This window comes from Citrobacter sp. Cb041, from assembly GCF_030336655.1.
Lineage (GTDB): Bacteria > Pseudomonadota > Gammaproteobacteria > Enterobacterales > Enterobacteriaceae > Citrobacter > Citrobacter braakii.
This window is the reverse complement of record NZ_JAOWDD010000042.1, coordinates 367,832-382,474: the sequence shown is the minus strand read 5'-3', so window position 1 is coordinate 382,474 and position 14,643 is coordinate 367,832. Positions and strand designations below refer to the sequence as shown.

The 14,643-nt window shown below is 50.6% G+C and carries 15 protein-coding genes; 9 read left to right on the top strand and 6 right to left on the bottom strand.

Going from position 1 to position 14,643, the window contains the following annotated elements:
• Position 1 precedes the first annotated feature (1 nt).
• Positions 2-808, top strand: coding sequence for a peptide ABC transporter ATP-binding protein SapF (sapF, locus tag OGV52_RS20630; protein WP_016153235.1), 807 nt, complete (start codon positions 2-4; stop codon positions 806-808).
• Between the two features lie 38 nt (positions 809-846).
• Here the strand turns inward: sapF and OGV52_RS20625 are convergent, their stop codons facing one another.
• Complete coding sequence (locus OGV52_RS20625) at positions 847-1,536, bottom strand: EAL domain-containing protein (RefSeq protein WP_047500365.1); 690 nt, start codon at positions 1,534-1,536, stop codon at positions 847-849.
• Positions 1,537-1,977: 441 nt separating this feature from the next.
• On the opposite strand from OGV52_RS20625, the gene fabI reads away from it, so the two are divergent.
• The 7 genes from fabI to osmB all read left to right on the top strand — a co-directional run bounded on the left by fabI (position 1,978) and on the right by osmB (position 10,091).
• Entirely contained in the window at positions 1,978-2,766 is a 789-nt protein-coding gene (gene fabI / locus OGV52_RS20620) for an enoyl-ACP reductase FabI (RefSeq protein ID WP_016156642.1), read from the top strand.
• Between the two features lie 199 nt (positions 2,767-2,965).
• Positions 2,966-4,111 (top strand): carboxymuconolactone decarboxylase family protein, encoded by a 1,146-nt coding sequence (locus tag OGV52_RS20615; RefSeq protein ID WP_287109073.1) that lies wholly within the window; start codon positions 2,966-2,968, stop codon positions 4,109-4,111.
• An 89-nt stretch (positions 4,112-4,200) separates the two neighbouring features.
• A complete protein-coding gene (locus OGV52_RS20610; protein ID WP_047500361.1) occupies positions 4,201-6,135 on the top strand; it encodes an exoribonuclease II in 1,935 nt (644 codons plus the stop codon).
• Positions 6,136-6,400: 265 nt separating this feature from the next.
• Positions 6,401-8,392, top strand: coding sequence for a cyclic di-GMP phosphodiesterase (gene pdeR / locus OGV52_RS20605; protein ID WP_047502364.1), 1,992 nt, complete (start codon positions 6,401-6,403; stop codon positions 8,390-8,392).
• A gap of 182 nt (positions 8,393-8,574) precedes the next feature.
• Complete coding sequence (locus OGV52_RS20600; protein ID WP_448839091.1) at positions 8,575-8,757, top strand: YciZ family protein; 183 nt, start codon at positions 8,575-8,577, stop codon at positions 8,755-8,757.
• A gap of 94 nt (positions 8,758-8,851) precedes the next feature.
• The gene (gene yciT / locus OGV52_RS20595; protein ID WP_016153242.1) at positions 8,852-9,604 is read left to right on the top strand and encodes a DNA-binding transcriptional regulator YciT; all 753 of its coding nucleotides are present in this window, start codon (positions 8,852-8,854) and stop codon (positions 9,602-9,604) included.
• Between the two features lie 268 nt (positions 9,605-9,872).
• Positions 9,873-10,091, top strand: a complete 219-nt coding sequence (gene osmB, locus OGV52_RS20590; RefSeq protein ID WP_003020583.1) for an osmotically-inducible lipoprotein OsmB — start codon at positions 9,873-9,875, stop codon at positions 10,089-10,091.
• Between the two features lie 90 nt (positions 10,092-10,181).
• Here osmB and yciH read toward each other — a convergent pair whose 3' ends face one another.
• From yciH to pgpB, 5 genes are all read right to left on the bottom strand, one after another.
• Entirely contained in the window at positions 10,182-10,508 is a 327-nt protein-coding gene (gene yciH / locus OGV52_RS20585) for a stress response translation initiation inhibitor YciH (RefSeq protein ID WP_287109070.1), read from the bottom strand.
• Complete coding sequence (gene pyrF / locus OGV52_RS20580; protein WP_049282555.1) at positions 10,509-11,246, bottom strand: orotidine-5'-phosphate decarboxylase; 738 nt, start codon at positions 11,244-11,246, stop codon at positions 10,509-10,511. It abuts the gene before it with no gap.
• Between the two features lie 189 nt (positions 11,247-11,435).
• Complete coding sequence (gene lapB, locus OGV52_RS20575; protein WP_047417273.1) at positions 11,436-12,605, bottom strand: lipopolysaccharide assembly protein LapB; 1,170 nt, start codon at positions 12,603-12,605, stop codon at positions 11,436-11,438.
• Between the two features lie 6 nt (positions 12,606-12,611).
• A complete protein-coding gene (locus OGV52_RS20570; protein ID WP_287109068.1) occupies positions 12,612-12,920 on the bottom strand; it encodes a LapA family protein in 309 nt (102 codons plus the stop codon).
• Between the two features lie 149 nt (positions 12,921-13,069).
• Entirely contained in the window at positions 13,070-13,834 is a 765-nt protein-coding gene (gene pgpB, locus OGV52_RS20565; RefSeq protein WP_046275276.1) for a phosphatidylglycerophosphatase B, read from the bottom strand.
• 202 nt (positions 13,835-14,036) lie between these two features.
• Between pgpB and ribA the strand changes: the two genes are divergently transcribed.
• Positions 14,037-14,627: a GTP cyclohydrolase II gene (gene ribA, locus OGV52_RS20560; protein ID WP_016153247.1), complete on the top strand. Its 591-nt coding sequence runs from the start codon at positions 14,037-14,039 to the stop codon at positions 14,625-14,627.
• The last annotated feature ends 16 nt before the right edge of the window (positions 14,628-14,643 follow it).

Below are 14,643 nucleotides of genomic sequence, written 5' to 3'. Positions count from 1 at the left end.
GATGGTAGAAACCCTGCTCGAAGTTCGTAATCTGAGCAAAACCTTTCGCTACCGGACGGGATTATTCCGCCGTCAGACCGTTGAGGCCGTTAAGCCCCTGAGCTTTACCCTGCGCGAGCGTCAGACGCTCGCCGTCATCGGTGAAAATGGTTCCGGTAAATCTACGCTGGCGAAGATGCTGGCCGGTATGATTGAGCCCACCAGCGGTGAGCTGCTGATTGACGATCACCCGTTAAAATATGGTGATTATTCATTCCGTAGTCAGCGTATCCGTATGATTTTCCAGGATCCATCAACGTCGCTTAACCCACGGCAACGTATTTCGCAGATCCTCGATTTTCCGCTACGTCTGAACACCGACCTCGAGCCTGAACAGCGTCGCAAACAGATCATCGAGACCATGCGCATGGTCGGTCTGTTGCCTGACCATGTGAGTTATTACCCGCATATGCTGGCTCCGGGACAAAAACAGCGTCTGGGCCTTGCCCGAGCGCTCATTTTGCGACCCAAAGTCATTATCGCCGACGAAGCCCTGGCCTCTCTGGACATGTCGATGCGTTCGCAGCTCATCAATCTGATGCTGGAATTACAGGAAAAACAGGGGATTTCATATATCTATGTGACTCAGCACATCGGCATGATGAAGCACATCAGCGATCAGGTATTAGTCATGCACCAGGGTGAAGTGGTTGAACGCGGCAGTACAGCAGATGTTCTGGCCTCGCCGTTGCATGAGCTGACCCGTCGCCTGATTGCCGGCCATTTCGGCGAAGCGCTAACCGCTGACGCGTGGCGTAAAGATCGCTAGCAGATGCAGCCCTCCTCAACCGGAGGGCAATTTTGCAATCAGTGACAAACATTTGGTAAGAGCAGTGTATCAACCTCGCTAAACGCGACCGAAGGGAAAAGAGATCCCTGCATCACCCAAACACCAGCCGCGCCTACTTCGTCGATAAGCTGTTTGGTTTCCACACCCTCCACCGCAATGCGGTCGCAATATTCGCGGATGTTTTTAATTAGCACCGGGAACATCGGTTTTTCAGCCTGATCCAGGAAAAAACCACGATCCAACTTCACAACATCAAAACGACCGCAAACCAGCGGACTGGCCCCAATGCTGCCGGAGCCCAGATCGCCCAGCCATAATGCGTTTGGACCGTCGCAAAGTGAATTAATCAGCAGATTATTCAGACATACGGTATTCGTCAGAAAACGCTCTGAAAGTTCCAGGGCGACAAAAGGCATGGCATGTAGCGCCGATTTAACGCTCGGGTCGCCAATTGCCAGCAGCGCCATTTCATCAATGAGGTTCAGAGTACAGAAAAGGTTGTGGCTCTCAAACCAATTACGCTTTTCGGCAATTAATCGAATTTGCTCGAGCATGAAATTACGTTTTTGTTCGCTATTCCACGCTGAAATGATGAACTCTGGATGTATCGGCGAAACCGTATCTGAAGCAAACCGGACGCTCATCTCAACACCCAGTAACGTATCAGTTGTGTCTCTCATCGGTTCCGCGATGAAATGATAGTGCATAAGACCACTCCAATTGATCATAACTTCCTGATAATGCACTTTTAATCACAATCAATCAATAATAACGATCAATGTGTCAATATTGATCGATAAAAACAATATATCATAACGAACTGAATACGGTCATATTTTTTGTTTTAAGAAAGTTCCTACATTGCTATGTTTTAAAACATAAGCTAGCAGTTAATAATACCATTGAGATGCCTTTAAAGCCTTGTATTTTCTCCATCCCCCCGCGCTTCGCAGAATGAATGAGACTTAACCAGGAAAAGTGTTATAACCCTCATGTGTAATGAAAAGTGATTATCAGTAAGGGATGATAACTATTCTACAAGGCACAAAGAGTGGGATATAATTGCTGCCCCATTTCGAAACACCTTCAAATTGTGATCATAACTCATTGATTGCTAAAAATAAGCAATGACCATAAGGATTAAAGCTATGGGTTTTCTTTCCGGTAAGCGCATTCTGGTAACGGGTCTTGCCAGCAAACTGTCCATCGCCTGGGGTATCGCTCAGGCCATGCATCGCGAAGGGGCTGAACTGGCGTTCACCTACCAGAATGACAAACTAAAAGGCCGCGTCGAAGAATTTGCAGCTCAACTGGGTTCCAGCATCGTACTGCAGTGTGATGTGGCGGAAGACGCCAGCATTGATGCACTGTTTACCGAACTGGGCAAAGCCTGGCCGAAATTCGACGGTTTCGTGCACTCCATTGGTTTTGCGCCCGCAGACCAACTGGATGGCGACTATGTGAATGCAGTCACCCGCGAAGGCTTCAAAATTGCTCATGACATCAGTGCTTACAGCTTTGTGGCGATGGCAAAAGCCTGCCGTTCCATGCTGAACCCAGGCTCGGCGCTGCTGACGCTATCCTATCTGGGCGCAGAGCGCGCCATCCCTAACTACAACGTGATGGGCCTGGCAAAAGCCTCACTGGAAGCGAACGTCCGCTATATGGCTAATGCGATGGGTCCTGAAGGCGTGCGTGTGAACGCTATTTCTGCCGGTCCAATCCGTACACTCGCCGCTTCCGGCATTAAAGATTTCCGTAAAATGCTGGCGCATTGTGAAGCGGTTACGCCGATTCGCCGCACTGTAACCATTGAAGATGTGGGTAACTCCGCAGCATTTTTGTGCTCCGATCTCGCTGCCGGCATCTCGGGTGAAGTCGTTCACGTCGATGGTGGCTTCAGTATCGCGGCAATGAACGAGCTGGAACTGAAATAATCGTAAGTCTTCTATGGGCGGTCTTGCCCCGCCCATGACTCTCCTCTGCCCGCCGCCATATATGCTTTTCTGATATTTATTATCACGGAACAATCTTTCATCCCCTCTTCTGCTTACGTCAGGATATTGCAGCGCAAACGATCCGGCGTAGTAGTAGACGACGTGTCCGGGTCGCCACTTTTTAGACCAAGGACCGCCCATGGAACAACGCCGAATTGAAGGCAAAAGCCACTGGTATCATGAGACGCAATCCAGCAAGCATCCGCAAGATATTCTGCCGCTGGTGCCGGAAGCCGCTCATGTCGACGACAGCTTTTTACTGGATCTGGCGATACCTGATGACGCCCTTTTGCCTTTTCAATCCTGGTTAACCCCTGCCCGTAAACTTGCCCAGGTTCTCTTCCCGGTTCACGTAAACCTGAATCAGATGCACACATTCAGCGCCTATGAGCGGATGAGTACGGCGCTAACCGTCGCTCAGGTGTATGGCGTCCAGCGATTGTGCAATCACTATGCCGCGCGGTTAACACCGCTTCCTGGTCCTGACTCGTCACGGGAAAGTAACCATCGGCTGGCGCAAATCACCCAATATGCTCGCCAACTTGCCAGCTCTCCTGACGTGATAGGCGCACGCGATCGCCAGCATCTGGATGCGGTCGGGCTGACCACCAGCGATAGTATTTTGATGAATCAAATCATCGGCTTCGTCGGTTTTCAGGCCCGGACCGTGGCCCTGTTTCAGGCCTGGTTTGGACATCCGGTGCGCCGAATACCGGGGCTGGATATACAGCAATTCGCTCACGCTTCGCCATTTAGTGCAACAAACGCTACCTGGCACGCTGCGCCATTCCCAATCGAAAAATATCCTGCTCAGGACGAGACGAAGGCCAGACATTTTCCCGCTGAACTGCAAGCGTTGGTGCCATTACTGATTCATTCACCGGTCATTTTAGATTTATTCACGACACTGATTTCCAGTACCCGGCGCAGCGCTGTACCGGTGCGGGCATTTTCACTGGCGGCGCTAATGACGTCACGGATTAACGGCAGCGTGGCCTGCTTTAATGAACAGGCACATAAAGCCAATGAATTAGCCAACGTTATCGCCCTGCTTCGCCAGGAGGAACGTGAATTACAGCGTTGGGAACAGCGACATCCGGTTGAGCGCGTCACCCTGCAGGCGGTACAATGGCTAACCCGAGCGCCCGACCGTTTTAGCGCCGCGCTGTTAACCCCTTTGTTCGATCAGGGCATCTCTTCTGAACAAGCGATTAACCTGCTGGCCTGGAGCGGATTGTGCGGATGGTTGAATCGCTTGAAAATCGCGCTGGGCGAGACTTATTAACCGATCCACTTACTGAAAGAGCGCTTGCCGCAACTGAGAGAATCGCGTAAAACTGTCAGCCGCTCTTTTAGCCACGAAAATAGACAATTATGCTTCAGGACAACCCGCTGCTAGCGCAGCTTAAACAGCAACTGCATTCCCAGACGCCACGTGCTGAAGGGGTGGTAAAAGCCACGGAAAAAGGCTTTGGCTTCCTGGAAGTCGATGCACAAAAAAGCTATTTCATTCCACCGCCGCAGATGAAAAAAGTGATGCATGGCGACCGCATTGTTGCGGTTATCCATACAGAAAAAGATCGTGAATCTGCCGAGCCGGAAGAACTGATCGAACCCTTCCTGACGCGCTTCGTGGGTAAAGTTCAGGGCAAAAATGATCGTCTGTCCATTGTGCCGGATCATCCGTTACTGAAAGAAGCGATCCCTTGCCGTGCCGCCCGCGGCGTTGAGCACGACTTTAAAGAAGGTGACTGGGCCGTCGCTGAAATGCGCCGCCACCCGCTGAAAGGCGATCGCACCTTCTATGCTGAGTTAACCCAATTTATCACTTTTGCTGATGACCACTTTGTCCCGTGGTGGGTCACGCTGGCACGCCATAATCTCGAAAAAGAAGCGCCGGACGGTGTGGCAACTGAGATGCTGGATGAAGGTCTGGTTCGTCAGGACTTAACCGCCCTCAACTTTGTCACCATCGACAGCGCCAGCACCGAAGATATGGACGATGCGCTATATGCTGAAGAGCTGGCCGACGGCAAACTGCAATTAACTGTCGCCATTGCCGACCCTACGGCCTGGATTGCAGAAGGCAGCAAGCTGGATAAAACGGCAAAAATTCGCGCGTTTACTAACTATCTGCCGGGGTTCAATATCCCGATGCTACCACGCGAGTTGTCTGACGATCTGTGCTCTTTACGCGCGAACGAAGTGCGTCCGGTTCTGGCTTGTCGTATGACCATCACCGCGGATGGCGCGATTGAAGACAACATCACCTTCTTCGCAGCGACGATTGAGTCGAAAGCGAAGCTGGTCTACGACAACGTCTCCGACTGGCTGGAAGATACCGGTGACTGGCAGCCTGCAAACGACGCGATTGCTGAACAAATCCGTCTGCTACACCGTATTTGCCTGAGCCGCGGTGAATGGCGTCATAACCATGCTCTGGTATTTAAAGATCGCCCGGATTACCGTTTTGTTCTTGGTGAAAAAGGTGAAGTCCTGGACATCGTCGCTGAGCCGCGCCGCATCGCAAACCGTATCGTGGAAGAATCCATGATTGCGGCAAACATTTGCGCCGCCCGCGTGCTTCGCGACAAGCTGGGCTTCGGGATTTATAACGTCCATATGGGATTCGACCCGGCCAACGCCGACGCTCTGGCCGCGCTGCTAAAAACCCATGGTATGCACGTTGATGCCGAGGAAGTCCTGACGCTGGAAGGTTTCTGCAAACTGCGCCGCGAGCTGGATGCGCAGCCTTCTGGTTTCCTCGACAGCCGAATTCGCCGTTTCCAGTCTTACGCTGAAATCAGTATCGAGCCAGGGCCGCACTTTGGGCTGGGTCTGGAGGCTTATGCCACCTGGACCTCTCCTATTCGTAAATATGGCGATATGATTAACCACCGCCTGCTTAAGGCCGTCATCAAAGGTGAAACCATTTCCCGCCCTGGGGATGATACCACGGTGCAAATGGCGGAACGTCGTCGCCTGAACCGGATGGCTGAACGTGATGTGGGCGACTGGTTATACGCCCGTTTCCTGAGTGACAAAGCCGGGACCGATACCCGCTTTGCGGCCGAGATAATTGACGTTAGCCGCGGCGGTATGCGCGTACGTTTAGTTGATAATGGTGCAGTCGCATTTATTCCTGCCCCATTCCTGCACGCCGTTCGGGACGAGCTGGTATGCAGCCAGGAAAGCGGCACGGTGCAAATTAAAGGTGAAGTGGTTTACAAAGTCACGGATGTGATTGACGTAACCATCGCCGAAGTTCGCATGGAAACCCGCAGCGTTATCGCGCGTCCAGCCGCGTAACACGTATCAATCCAGCGACCTTTCTCATTTTGTGAAAGGTCGTTTCTTTTTCCCGCCCAAATTCCCACCACCGCACTACACTTCTTTCATTCGGTCAATTTTATTTTTTTACTTTTTTCAGTTCCGCTGGCTTTGCTTTTTACGGATTCTGGATTAAACATAAATATATAAAAAAAACAATACGTTCAGCCATAATCACCCCGAATGAATCATGGCTACCCATACTTTTGAGGCTCTATGCGCTTTAAACGGGATAGTACACATGATGAAAGACGTCCGGGAGCTGGTTACGTTGTATAGCTATGTGGGCACTCATAACCCCTACTGGCGTTTGTCAGAGGATTGCAACATCTTGCATTTCTCTATCGACGAAGCGTCAGAAGCTGATCAGACCATCGAATTATTACCTGAACAAGCCGATCGCATTCGCGAGATGACGGTGATCACGTCAAGTCTGCTAATGACGTTGCCCATTGAAGATGACGACATTCCCGTGCATCTGGTCGGTCGAAAAATCAATAAGCGCGAATGGGCCGGTAGCGCATCAGCCTGGGATGACACCCCCTCCGTCGCCCGCGATCTGGCCCACGGCCTCTCTTTTGCCGAACAAGTCGTTTCCGAAGCCAATTCCGTTATTGTCATTCTTGACCGCATGGGCAACATTCAGCGGTTTAATCGCCTGTGCGAAGAGTACACCGGCCTCAAAGAACGTGAAGTCATTGGTCAAAGTGTATTCACATTATTTATGAGCCGTCGTGAAGCAGCGGCTTCACGGCGCAATATTGAGGTCTTTTTTCGCGAAGGTAACTCGTATGAGGTTGAACGCTGGGTCAAGACCTGCAAAGGCCAGCGTCTGTTTCTGTTTCGCAATAAATTTGTGCATAACGGTAGCGGCAAGAACGAAATTTTTCTGATCTGTTCCGGGACCGATATCACTGAAGAACGCCGCGCGCAGGAACGACTGCGGGTGTTGGCGAATACCGACTCCATCACTGGATTACCAAACCGCAACGCAATTCATGAACTGATCAGTAATGCGATTGAGAACGCGGGCGATACGCAGGTCGGTATTGCGTACCTCGATCTGGATAACTTCAAAAAGGTAAACGATGCCTACGGGCATATGTTTGGCGATCAGCTACTACAAAGCGTGTCGCTGGCAATCCTCAGTTGCCTCGAAGACAACCAGATCCTGGCGCGGTTTGGCGGCGATGAATTCATTGTTCTTGCCACCGAAACATCCCAGGGCACACTGGAAGCCACCGCATCACGCATTCTGACGCGCCTGCGCCAGCCCTTTCGCATCGGTCTGATTGAAGTCTATACCGGATGCTCTATTGGTATATCCCTCGCACCTCAGCATGGTCAGGACTGCGAGAGCGTCATTCGTAACGCGGATACAGCCATGTACACCGCGAAAGAAGGCGGCCGTGGGCAGTTTTGTGTTTTTTCTCCGGAAATGAATCAGCGGGTATTTGAATATCTGTGGCTGGATACTAATCTGCGTAAGGCGCTGGATAACGATCAACTGGTTATCCATTATCAGCCAAAGATAACCTGGCGCGGTGAAGTGCGCAGCCTGGAGGCGCTGGTTCGCTGGCAATCTCCGGAACGCGGCCTCATTCCACCGCTGGAGTTTATATCCTACGCCGAAGAATCGGGGCTCATCGTCCCGCTGGGGCGTTGGGTTATTCTCGACGTTGTGCGCCAGGTCGCGAAATGGCGCGACAAGGGAATAAACCTGCGCGTGGCGGTAAACGTTTCTGCCCGCCAGCTCGCCGACCAGACGCTGTTTACCGCACTTAAGCAGGTACTTCACGAGCTCAACTTTGAGTATTGCCCCATCGATGTTGAATTAACGGAAAGCAGTTTGATAGAAAATGAGCAACTGGCGTTGTCAGTCATTCAGCAGTTTAGCCAGTTAGGAGCGCAAATCCATTTGGATGATTTTGGTACCGGTTATTCGTCACTGTCTCAACTGGCCCGCTTCCCGCTAGATGCCATTAAACTGGATCAGACCTTTGTCAGAGAGATCCACAAACAACCCATTTCACAATCGCTGGTACGGGCCATAGTTGCGGTAGCACAGGCGCTCAACCTGCAGGTCATCGCCGAAGGCGTGGAAAGCGCGAAAGAGGATGCGTTTCTGACCAAAAATGGCGTCAATGAGCGTCAGGGGTTTTTATTCGCCAAACCAATGCCAGCCGCCGCATTTGAACGTTGGTATCGCCGCCATCTGAGTAAAAAAATGCGCTAATGCAGAGGGAATGAAGGTGATGAATAGCCATAAATGGACATTACATGACGACGCTATCCGCATGTAATCACAGAATATATAATATTCTTCAATCGTTCAGGTTAATACTATTTTTCCCTTCTCTTTTGCCATGAAATTCTGCATCATGAAATTCAAACTCTATTGCCATTAGGATGACGACCATGTCTGATATCGACACTCAGCGTCTGGCCGAACGTATTGATACCGTGCTGGATATCCTCGTTGCAGGTGATTACCACTCAGCCATCCACAATCTTGAAATTTTAAAAGCTGAACTGTTAGATACGGTCGAAGAAGATGCCGAATCTTTGGCGAAAAAGCAGAAGGCGCCATGGGAGATCTGATGACAGTGATCTTTTGATGTCGCTGCTATCAGCAACTGCAGATAATGCAGTTTCCGTTTAATTTCCGATACGATATCGCAATAAAATTAATACTATGAATTCCCGACAACAATCTATTTTGCAGATGGTGACCGATAAAGGTCAGATGAGCGTCGCCGATCTGGCAAAAGTCACCGGTGTCTCCGAAGTGACGATTCGACAGGATCTGAACACGCTGGAAAAACAGAGTTACTTACGCCGAGCCCACGGTTTTGCTGTTTCATTGAACAGCGATGATGTTGAAACGCGCATGATGACCAATTTCACTCTGAAACGTGAACTGGCTGAATTCGCTGCATCTCTGGTCAGTCCAGGCGAATCCGTATTCATTGAGAATGGCAGCAGCAATGCACTTCTGGCCAGAACGCTGGCAGAGCAAAAAGATGTCACCATCATCACCGTGAGCAGCTACATTGCTCATCTGCTCAAAGAAACGCCCTGTGAAGTGATACTTCTCGGTGGAATTTACCAGAAAAAAAGTGAGAGCATGGTCGGCCCCTTAACTCGCCAGTTTATCCAGCAGGTACACTTCAGTAAGGCCTTTATCGGCATTGACGGCTGGCAGGCTGATACCGGTTTTACCGGACGCGATATGATGCGTTCTGACGTGGTTAACGCGGTGCTGGAAAAAGGCGCAGAAGTTATTGTGTTGACCGACAGCTCAAAATTCGACGCCATTCACCCTTACACGCTGGGTCCATTAGAGCGATTCAGCCGCGTAGTAACGGACTCCAGACTCAGCGCCAGCGTACAAATGCAGCTCGAACATTCAGGATTAATCGTCAATATCATTGATGCCCACGCATAAAATCTTCAGTAGATGGTTTGTCAGCAGACAAATCATCTGCTCTCTGAGAGTTATCTGACAATCCAATTAAGACTTTTTACCTGTCGTTAACAGGATAAAGTCGTAAAATTAATGTTAGCGATATAACAGGAACGAACCTCCAACTTCAGGATAGTGTTTGTAATGCCTTCGCTAAACGGTTTCACGGAAATATCTTCGATAGTCTTAATTTGACGCTATCCTTAAAGAACACTGGATTCCGTGAATCAATAATTCAGGAGAAAGTATTATGTTAGTAACGAGCAAAAAAATGACCGCTGCCATTCTGGCGATTACTCTGGCAATGTCGCTGAGTGCCTGCTCTAACTGGTCCAAACGAGATCGTAACACCGCAATCGGTGCTGGTGCAGGTGCAATAGGTGGTGCAGTCCTGACTGACGGCAGCACGCTGGGTACGCTGGGTGGTGCTGCAGTAGGTGGTATTATTGGCCACCAGGTGGGTAAATAATCTACGGTTAAACGGCTCGATATAATAATACGTTTACTTTTTCAGGTCTGTATTATTAAAAAGCCACGGAAATTTTCCGTGGCTTTTTTATTAACCGCCAGCCAGTTTAACTTTCATTCCTTTAGCTTCCAGCAGCGATTTAATCAGGTCGCGTTTATCCCCCTGAATTTCAATCACGCCATCTTTCACTGCTCCACCGCAACCACACTTTTTCTTCAGTTCTGCGGCTAATTTGGTCAGCTCGGCATCGTCTTGATCAATACCGGTAATCAGGCACACGCCCTTCCCTTTGCGACCACTGGTCTGGCGCTGGATACGAACAACGCCATCGCCTTTTGGACGCTCAGGCGCTGTTTTCGGTTCATCAATACGCCCGGAGTCGGTAGAGTAGACCAGACGAGAGTTTGAGTCGTTCATTTACGCACCTCGTTTAAGGGAAGCATTGATCATTTTCAGCGTCTGCGCGGGATCGGCCGACTGTGTGACCGGACGACCAATCACCATGTAATCCACACCTGCTAACTGCGCCTGTTCTGGCGTCATAATACGACGCTGATCGCCCGCCTCGCTGCCTTCTGGACGAATCCCCGGCGTCACCAGCTTAAATGCCTGGCCCAACGCCTGCTTGAATCGCACCGCTTCCTGAGCTGAGCATACGACACCATCCAGACCACAATTCTGGGTTAAGCGCGCCAGTCTCTCAGCATAATCTGCAGGTGACAACGTCACGCCGAGATCGGCGAGGTCGCTGGCTTCCATACTGGTCAGAACCGTCACGGCAATCAGTAGCGGCGCGTCCTGGCCAAAAGGCACTAAGGCTTCACGGGCTGCAGTCATCATACGCGCCCCGCCAGAAGCGTGAACGTTAACCATCCAGACGCCAAGTTCGGCAGCAGCGGCAACTGCATGTGCGGTGGTATTGGGAATATCATGAAATTTCAAATCAAGAAAGATGTCAAAACCACGCTGTTGTAGATCGCGAACCAACTGAGGTCCAAAAAGCGTGAACATCTCTTTGCCCACTTTCAAACGGCAATCACGAGGATCAATTCTGTCAACAAAAGCTAATGCTTTATCACGATTAGAATAATCGAGAGCGACAACGACAGGAGAATCGGTAACAGCACGAGAAGAAGATGAAGCAGTAAACGTCATGACCAGACCTTCTTGAGGATGGGCGCCCACGGCGGCGCGAAATGGGTAAACGGCGTGCATTCTACCTGCGGTAATAGAAAATTAACAGGCGCGATTACATTTCTGCCAGGCGAACCGGCAGCAGAGGTTGAGGATGGTTCTATTACACACCAACAGTATGTTGTAACTAAAATGAGTTTTTTTTAAAAATTACAGCCCATCCAGTCCGCGAATGGGCTTAATGGTTGACCATGAACGGCAGGATGGACAGTGCCAGTACAGCGTATACGCCGTAAAACCGCACTTCTGGCAGCTGTAACGCGGTTTACTGCGTACCTGCTCTCCGACCATATCGCGCAGAACCATCAGGCTCTCTTTGGCACGCCCTTCTTCTGCTTCGTGAAGATGATAATCCATCAGCTTGTGGAACACGCGCATCGTAGGATGACGTTGCAGCTGACGAGTGATATAGACCTGAGCGGTATCAGCCCCCTCACGCGCCTCAAGAATATCAGCCAGCATCAGTTCGGCGGCGGCACCAGTATTTTCCTCGACGGCCCGACGTAAAAACTCCGCCCACTCATCGTTTTTCCCCAGATGCTGGTAGCAGCTTTGCAGCATTTCCAGCGTTTCGCTGACCAGCTCTTTGTCCTGGGAAATGACCCGTTGCAGGCTTTCAACCGCCTTCGCGTAATCACCTTTTTCCATGTACACGCGCCCCATCATGATGGATACCCGTGCACTGTTTTTGTCTGCCGCCGCGCCTTTTTTCAACAGCGTCATGGCGCGATCCATATCGTCGCTACCCATTTGCTGTAAGGCCAGTTCGCAGTAAAAGTGGGCTATCTCATTACGCTGCTTGTCTTTGCCGAGTTTCACCAGACGCTCTGCTACATCAATGGCTTTTTGCCATTCGCTGGTGGCCTGATAAATTTGCAACAGTTGCTGTAATGCGCCAACCCGAAAATCAGTTTCATCGGTAAGCTGATTGAACATGTCTTCCGCGCGGTCGTACAGTCCCGCGGCCATGTAGTCGCGCCCCAGCTGTTGCACGGCCAGCAAACGCTGCTCGTAGGTCAGCGAGGCACTTTCCATTAACGTTTGATGGATGCGGATTGCGCGATCGACTTCACCGCGAGAGCGGAACAGGTTTCCGAGGGTGAGATGAGCCTCAACGGTGCCTGTGTCCTCTTTTAGCATATCAAGGAACAGATCCACCGCTTTATCTTGTTGGTTGCTCAGGAGGAAGTTAACCCCGGCGACATAGTCACGAGAAAGACGGTTAGCTTCATCCTGCTTGGTTTGTTGCGCACTTCTGCGACCCATATACCACCCATAGGCAGCGGCTACAGGTAAAAGCAGAAACAACAACTCCAACATAAATAATTATTCCTTCACAACCGACGAATCGGCAGATACCGCAACGTCGGTCGCAGGCGCAAGCTGGTTTTCCAGTCGTTTGATTTTATGTTCGGCGCGCGCAAGAGACACACGAACCTTCAGCCAGAAAAGGCCGCAAATTAGCCAACCAATCGCAAACCCTGCGGCAAACAATACAGCAAGCAGCGTAGAGATACGATACTCACCCTGAGCCAGCAGGTAATTAAACGTAACCTGTTGATCGTTTTGCGCACCCAATGTCACCGAAATAACAAAAATCGCCAACACCAGTAAGAAAATGAGTAAATATTTCACATTACTTCCCGTTATGTGGTTTGAGCGAATAAATCGTGTCCAACTTACCGCGTTGAGCCCTTTAAATTACCATTTTCACAACGAGTGCGAAACGGAAAAGCGCTTTCCACTTTATGATTTAAGGGCAAAATTTGAAAAATCAATCATCGCTAGCTTTCTTGTTCTCGCTGCGCGATTTCTTTTTCCTCCTGCACTGGTGGGGTTAATGGTCCGCATACCCGCTGTGCAAGCCAGGTTGCCAGCGTCACCAACAGCCACGAAATCAGCGTTGCCACCACCAAATCACGGGGCCAGTGCATGCCTAACAGCAAGCGGCTGCCCATCACGCCGGTCGCCCAGATCAGCAAAAACACAATCGTCAGCGTACGTCTGCGCGGCCATAACAGCCCTACGCCCAGTAAAGCCCAACTGGCGGCAAACATCGTATGTCCGGACGGAAAGGCAAACCCCGTTTCTTTTTGCCAGTGCTTGCGTAAAAACGTTGGAATATCCTGCTGTTCGGCCAATTGTTCTTTGACTAAATGCCCACGATCTTTACGTTTTAAAGTGTAGAACTCATCAACCGGAATATGGTGCGTTTTTTCCAGCCACACGACAAAAGGTCGCGGTTCTTGCACCCTGTCTTTTACCCAGGACTTCACGCCCTGTCCCACTAAAATCGCCGCTGCCAGAATAGCAAACAGCATTACCGCGGCTTTAAGTCGAAAACGCAAGCACCACAGAAACCATGCACAAAGCGCAACGTGAGTGATAATTCCCCACGGCTGCGTCACCGTTTCCGTTACCCAGTACAAGGACTTTAACCACCAGACATTGTGCCCCGGCTGCCAGCTCCAGCCTGATACCCATACGGCAACCGGCATGATAAGTAGCAGTCCGGTACCCACTGCGGTGCGCTTTGCAATAGACAGCATTGCCTCTCCTTTCGTCGATAAGTATCACAATCATAACTGAAAAATTCACACGTCGGGAAAATTGACAATTTTGTGCCATTCCAAAAGCGAATCCGTGGTCGCGATTAGGTGAACGTCGTTGCCTTATGGCAAAATAGTGTAATACAGAACAGAAGCCGACAGGCGAAGGCACGACGAGTGCCAGCATAATCTGGAGAATTACATGCAGCTTAAACGTGTGGCAGAAGCCAAACTGCCAACCCCCTGGGGTGATTTCCTGATGGTGGGATTTGAAGAACTGGCAACCGGACACGATCATGTCGCACTGGTTTTTGGCGATATCACAGGCCAAACACCTGTCCTGGCGCGCGTCCACTCCGAATGTCTGACTGGCGATGCGCTGTTTAGCCTGCGTTGCGATTGCGGTTTCCAGCTCGAAGCGGCCCTCACCCACATTGCTGAAGAAGGACGTGGTATTCTTCTTTATCACCGTCAGGAAGGACGCAACATTGGCCTGCTCAACAAAATCCGCGCTTACGCGTTGCAGGACCAGGGTTATGATACCGTTGAAGCGAATCATCAGTTGGGATTTGCGGCAGACGAGCGCGATTTCACGCTGTGTGCCGATATGTTCAAGCTGCTGGGCGTGGATGCGGTACGTTTGCTGACCAATAACCCGAAGAAAGTTGAAATCCTGACCGAAGCGGGAATCAATATTGTTGAGCGCGTGCCGCTGATCGTGGGCCGTAATCCAAAAAATGAACATTATCTGGACACCAAAGCCGCCAAGATGGGACATTTGCTGGGCAAATAATCGTTGTCACCGCCTA

Bases quoted from the DNA above. Each gene is read 5' to 3' on its own strand.
- sapF (WP_016153235.1), top strand. From the start codon at position 2: ATGGTAGAAACCCTGCTCGAAGTTCGTAATCTGAGCAAAACCTTTCGC.
- OGV52_RS20625 (WP_047500365.1), bottom strand. From the start codon at position 1,536: ATGCACTATCATTTCATCGCGGAACCGATGAGAGACACAACTGATACG.
- fabI (WP_016156642.1), top strand. From the start codon at position 1,978: ATGGGTTTTCTTTCCGGTAAGCGCATTCTGGTAACGGGTCTTGCCAGC.
- OGV52_RS20615 (WP_287109073.1), top strand. From the start codon at position 2,966: ATGGAACAACGCCGAATTGAAGGCAAAAGCCACTGGTATCATGAGACG.
- OGV52_RS20610 (WP_047500361.1), top strand. From the start codon at position 4,201: ATGCTTCAGGACAACCCGCTGCTAGCGCAGCTTAAACAGCAACTGCAT.
- pdeR (WP_047502364.1), top strand. From the start codon at position 6,401: ATGAAAGACGTCCGGGAGCTGGTTACGTTGTATAGCTATGTGGGCACT.
- OGV52_RS20600 (WP_448839091.1), top strand. From the start codon at position 8,575: ATGTCTGATATCGACACTCAGCGTCTGGCCGAACGTATTGATACCGTG.
- yciT (WP_016153242.1), top strand. From the start codon at position 8,852: ATGAATTCCCGACAACAATCTATTTTGCAGATGGTGACCGATAAAGGT.
- osmB (WP_003020583.1), top strand. From the start codon at position 9,873: ATGTTAGTAACGAGCAAAAAAATGACCGCTGCCATTCTGGCGATTACT.
- yciH (WP_287109070.1), bottom strand. From the start codon at position 10,508: ATGAACGACTCAAACTCTCGTCTGGTCTACTCTACCGACTCCGGGCGT.
- pyrF (WP_049282555.1), bottom strand. From the start codon at position 11,246: ATGACGTTTACTGCTTCATCTTCTTCTCGTGCTGTTACCGATTCTCCT.
- lapB (WP_047417273.1), bottom strand. From the start codon at position 12,605: ATGTTGGAGTTGTTGTTTCTGCTTTTACCTGTAGCCGCTGCCTATGGG.
- pgpB (WP_046275276.1), bottom strand. From the start codon at position 13,834: ATGCTGTCTATTGCAAAGCGCACCGCAGTGGGTACCGGACTGCTACTT.
- ribA (WP_016153247.1), top strand. From the start codon at position 14,037: ATGCAGCTTAAACGTGTGGCAGAAGCCAAACTGCCAACCCCCTGGGGT.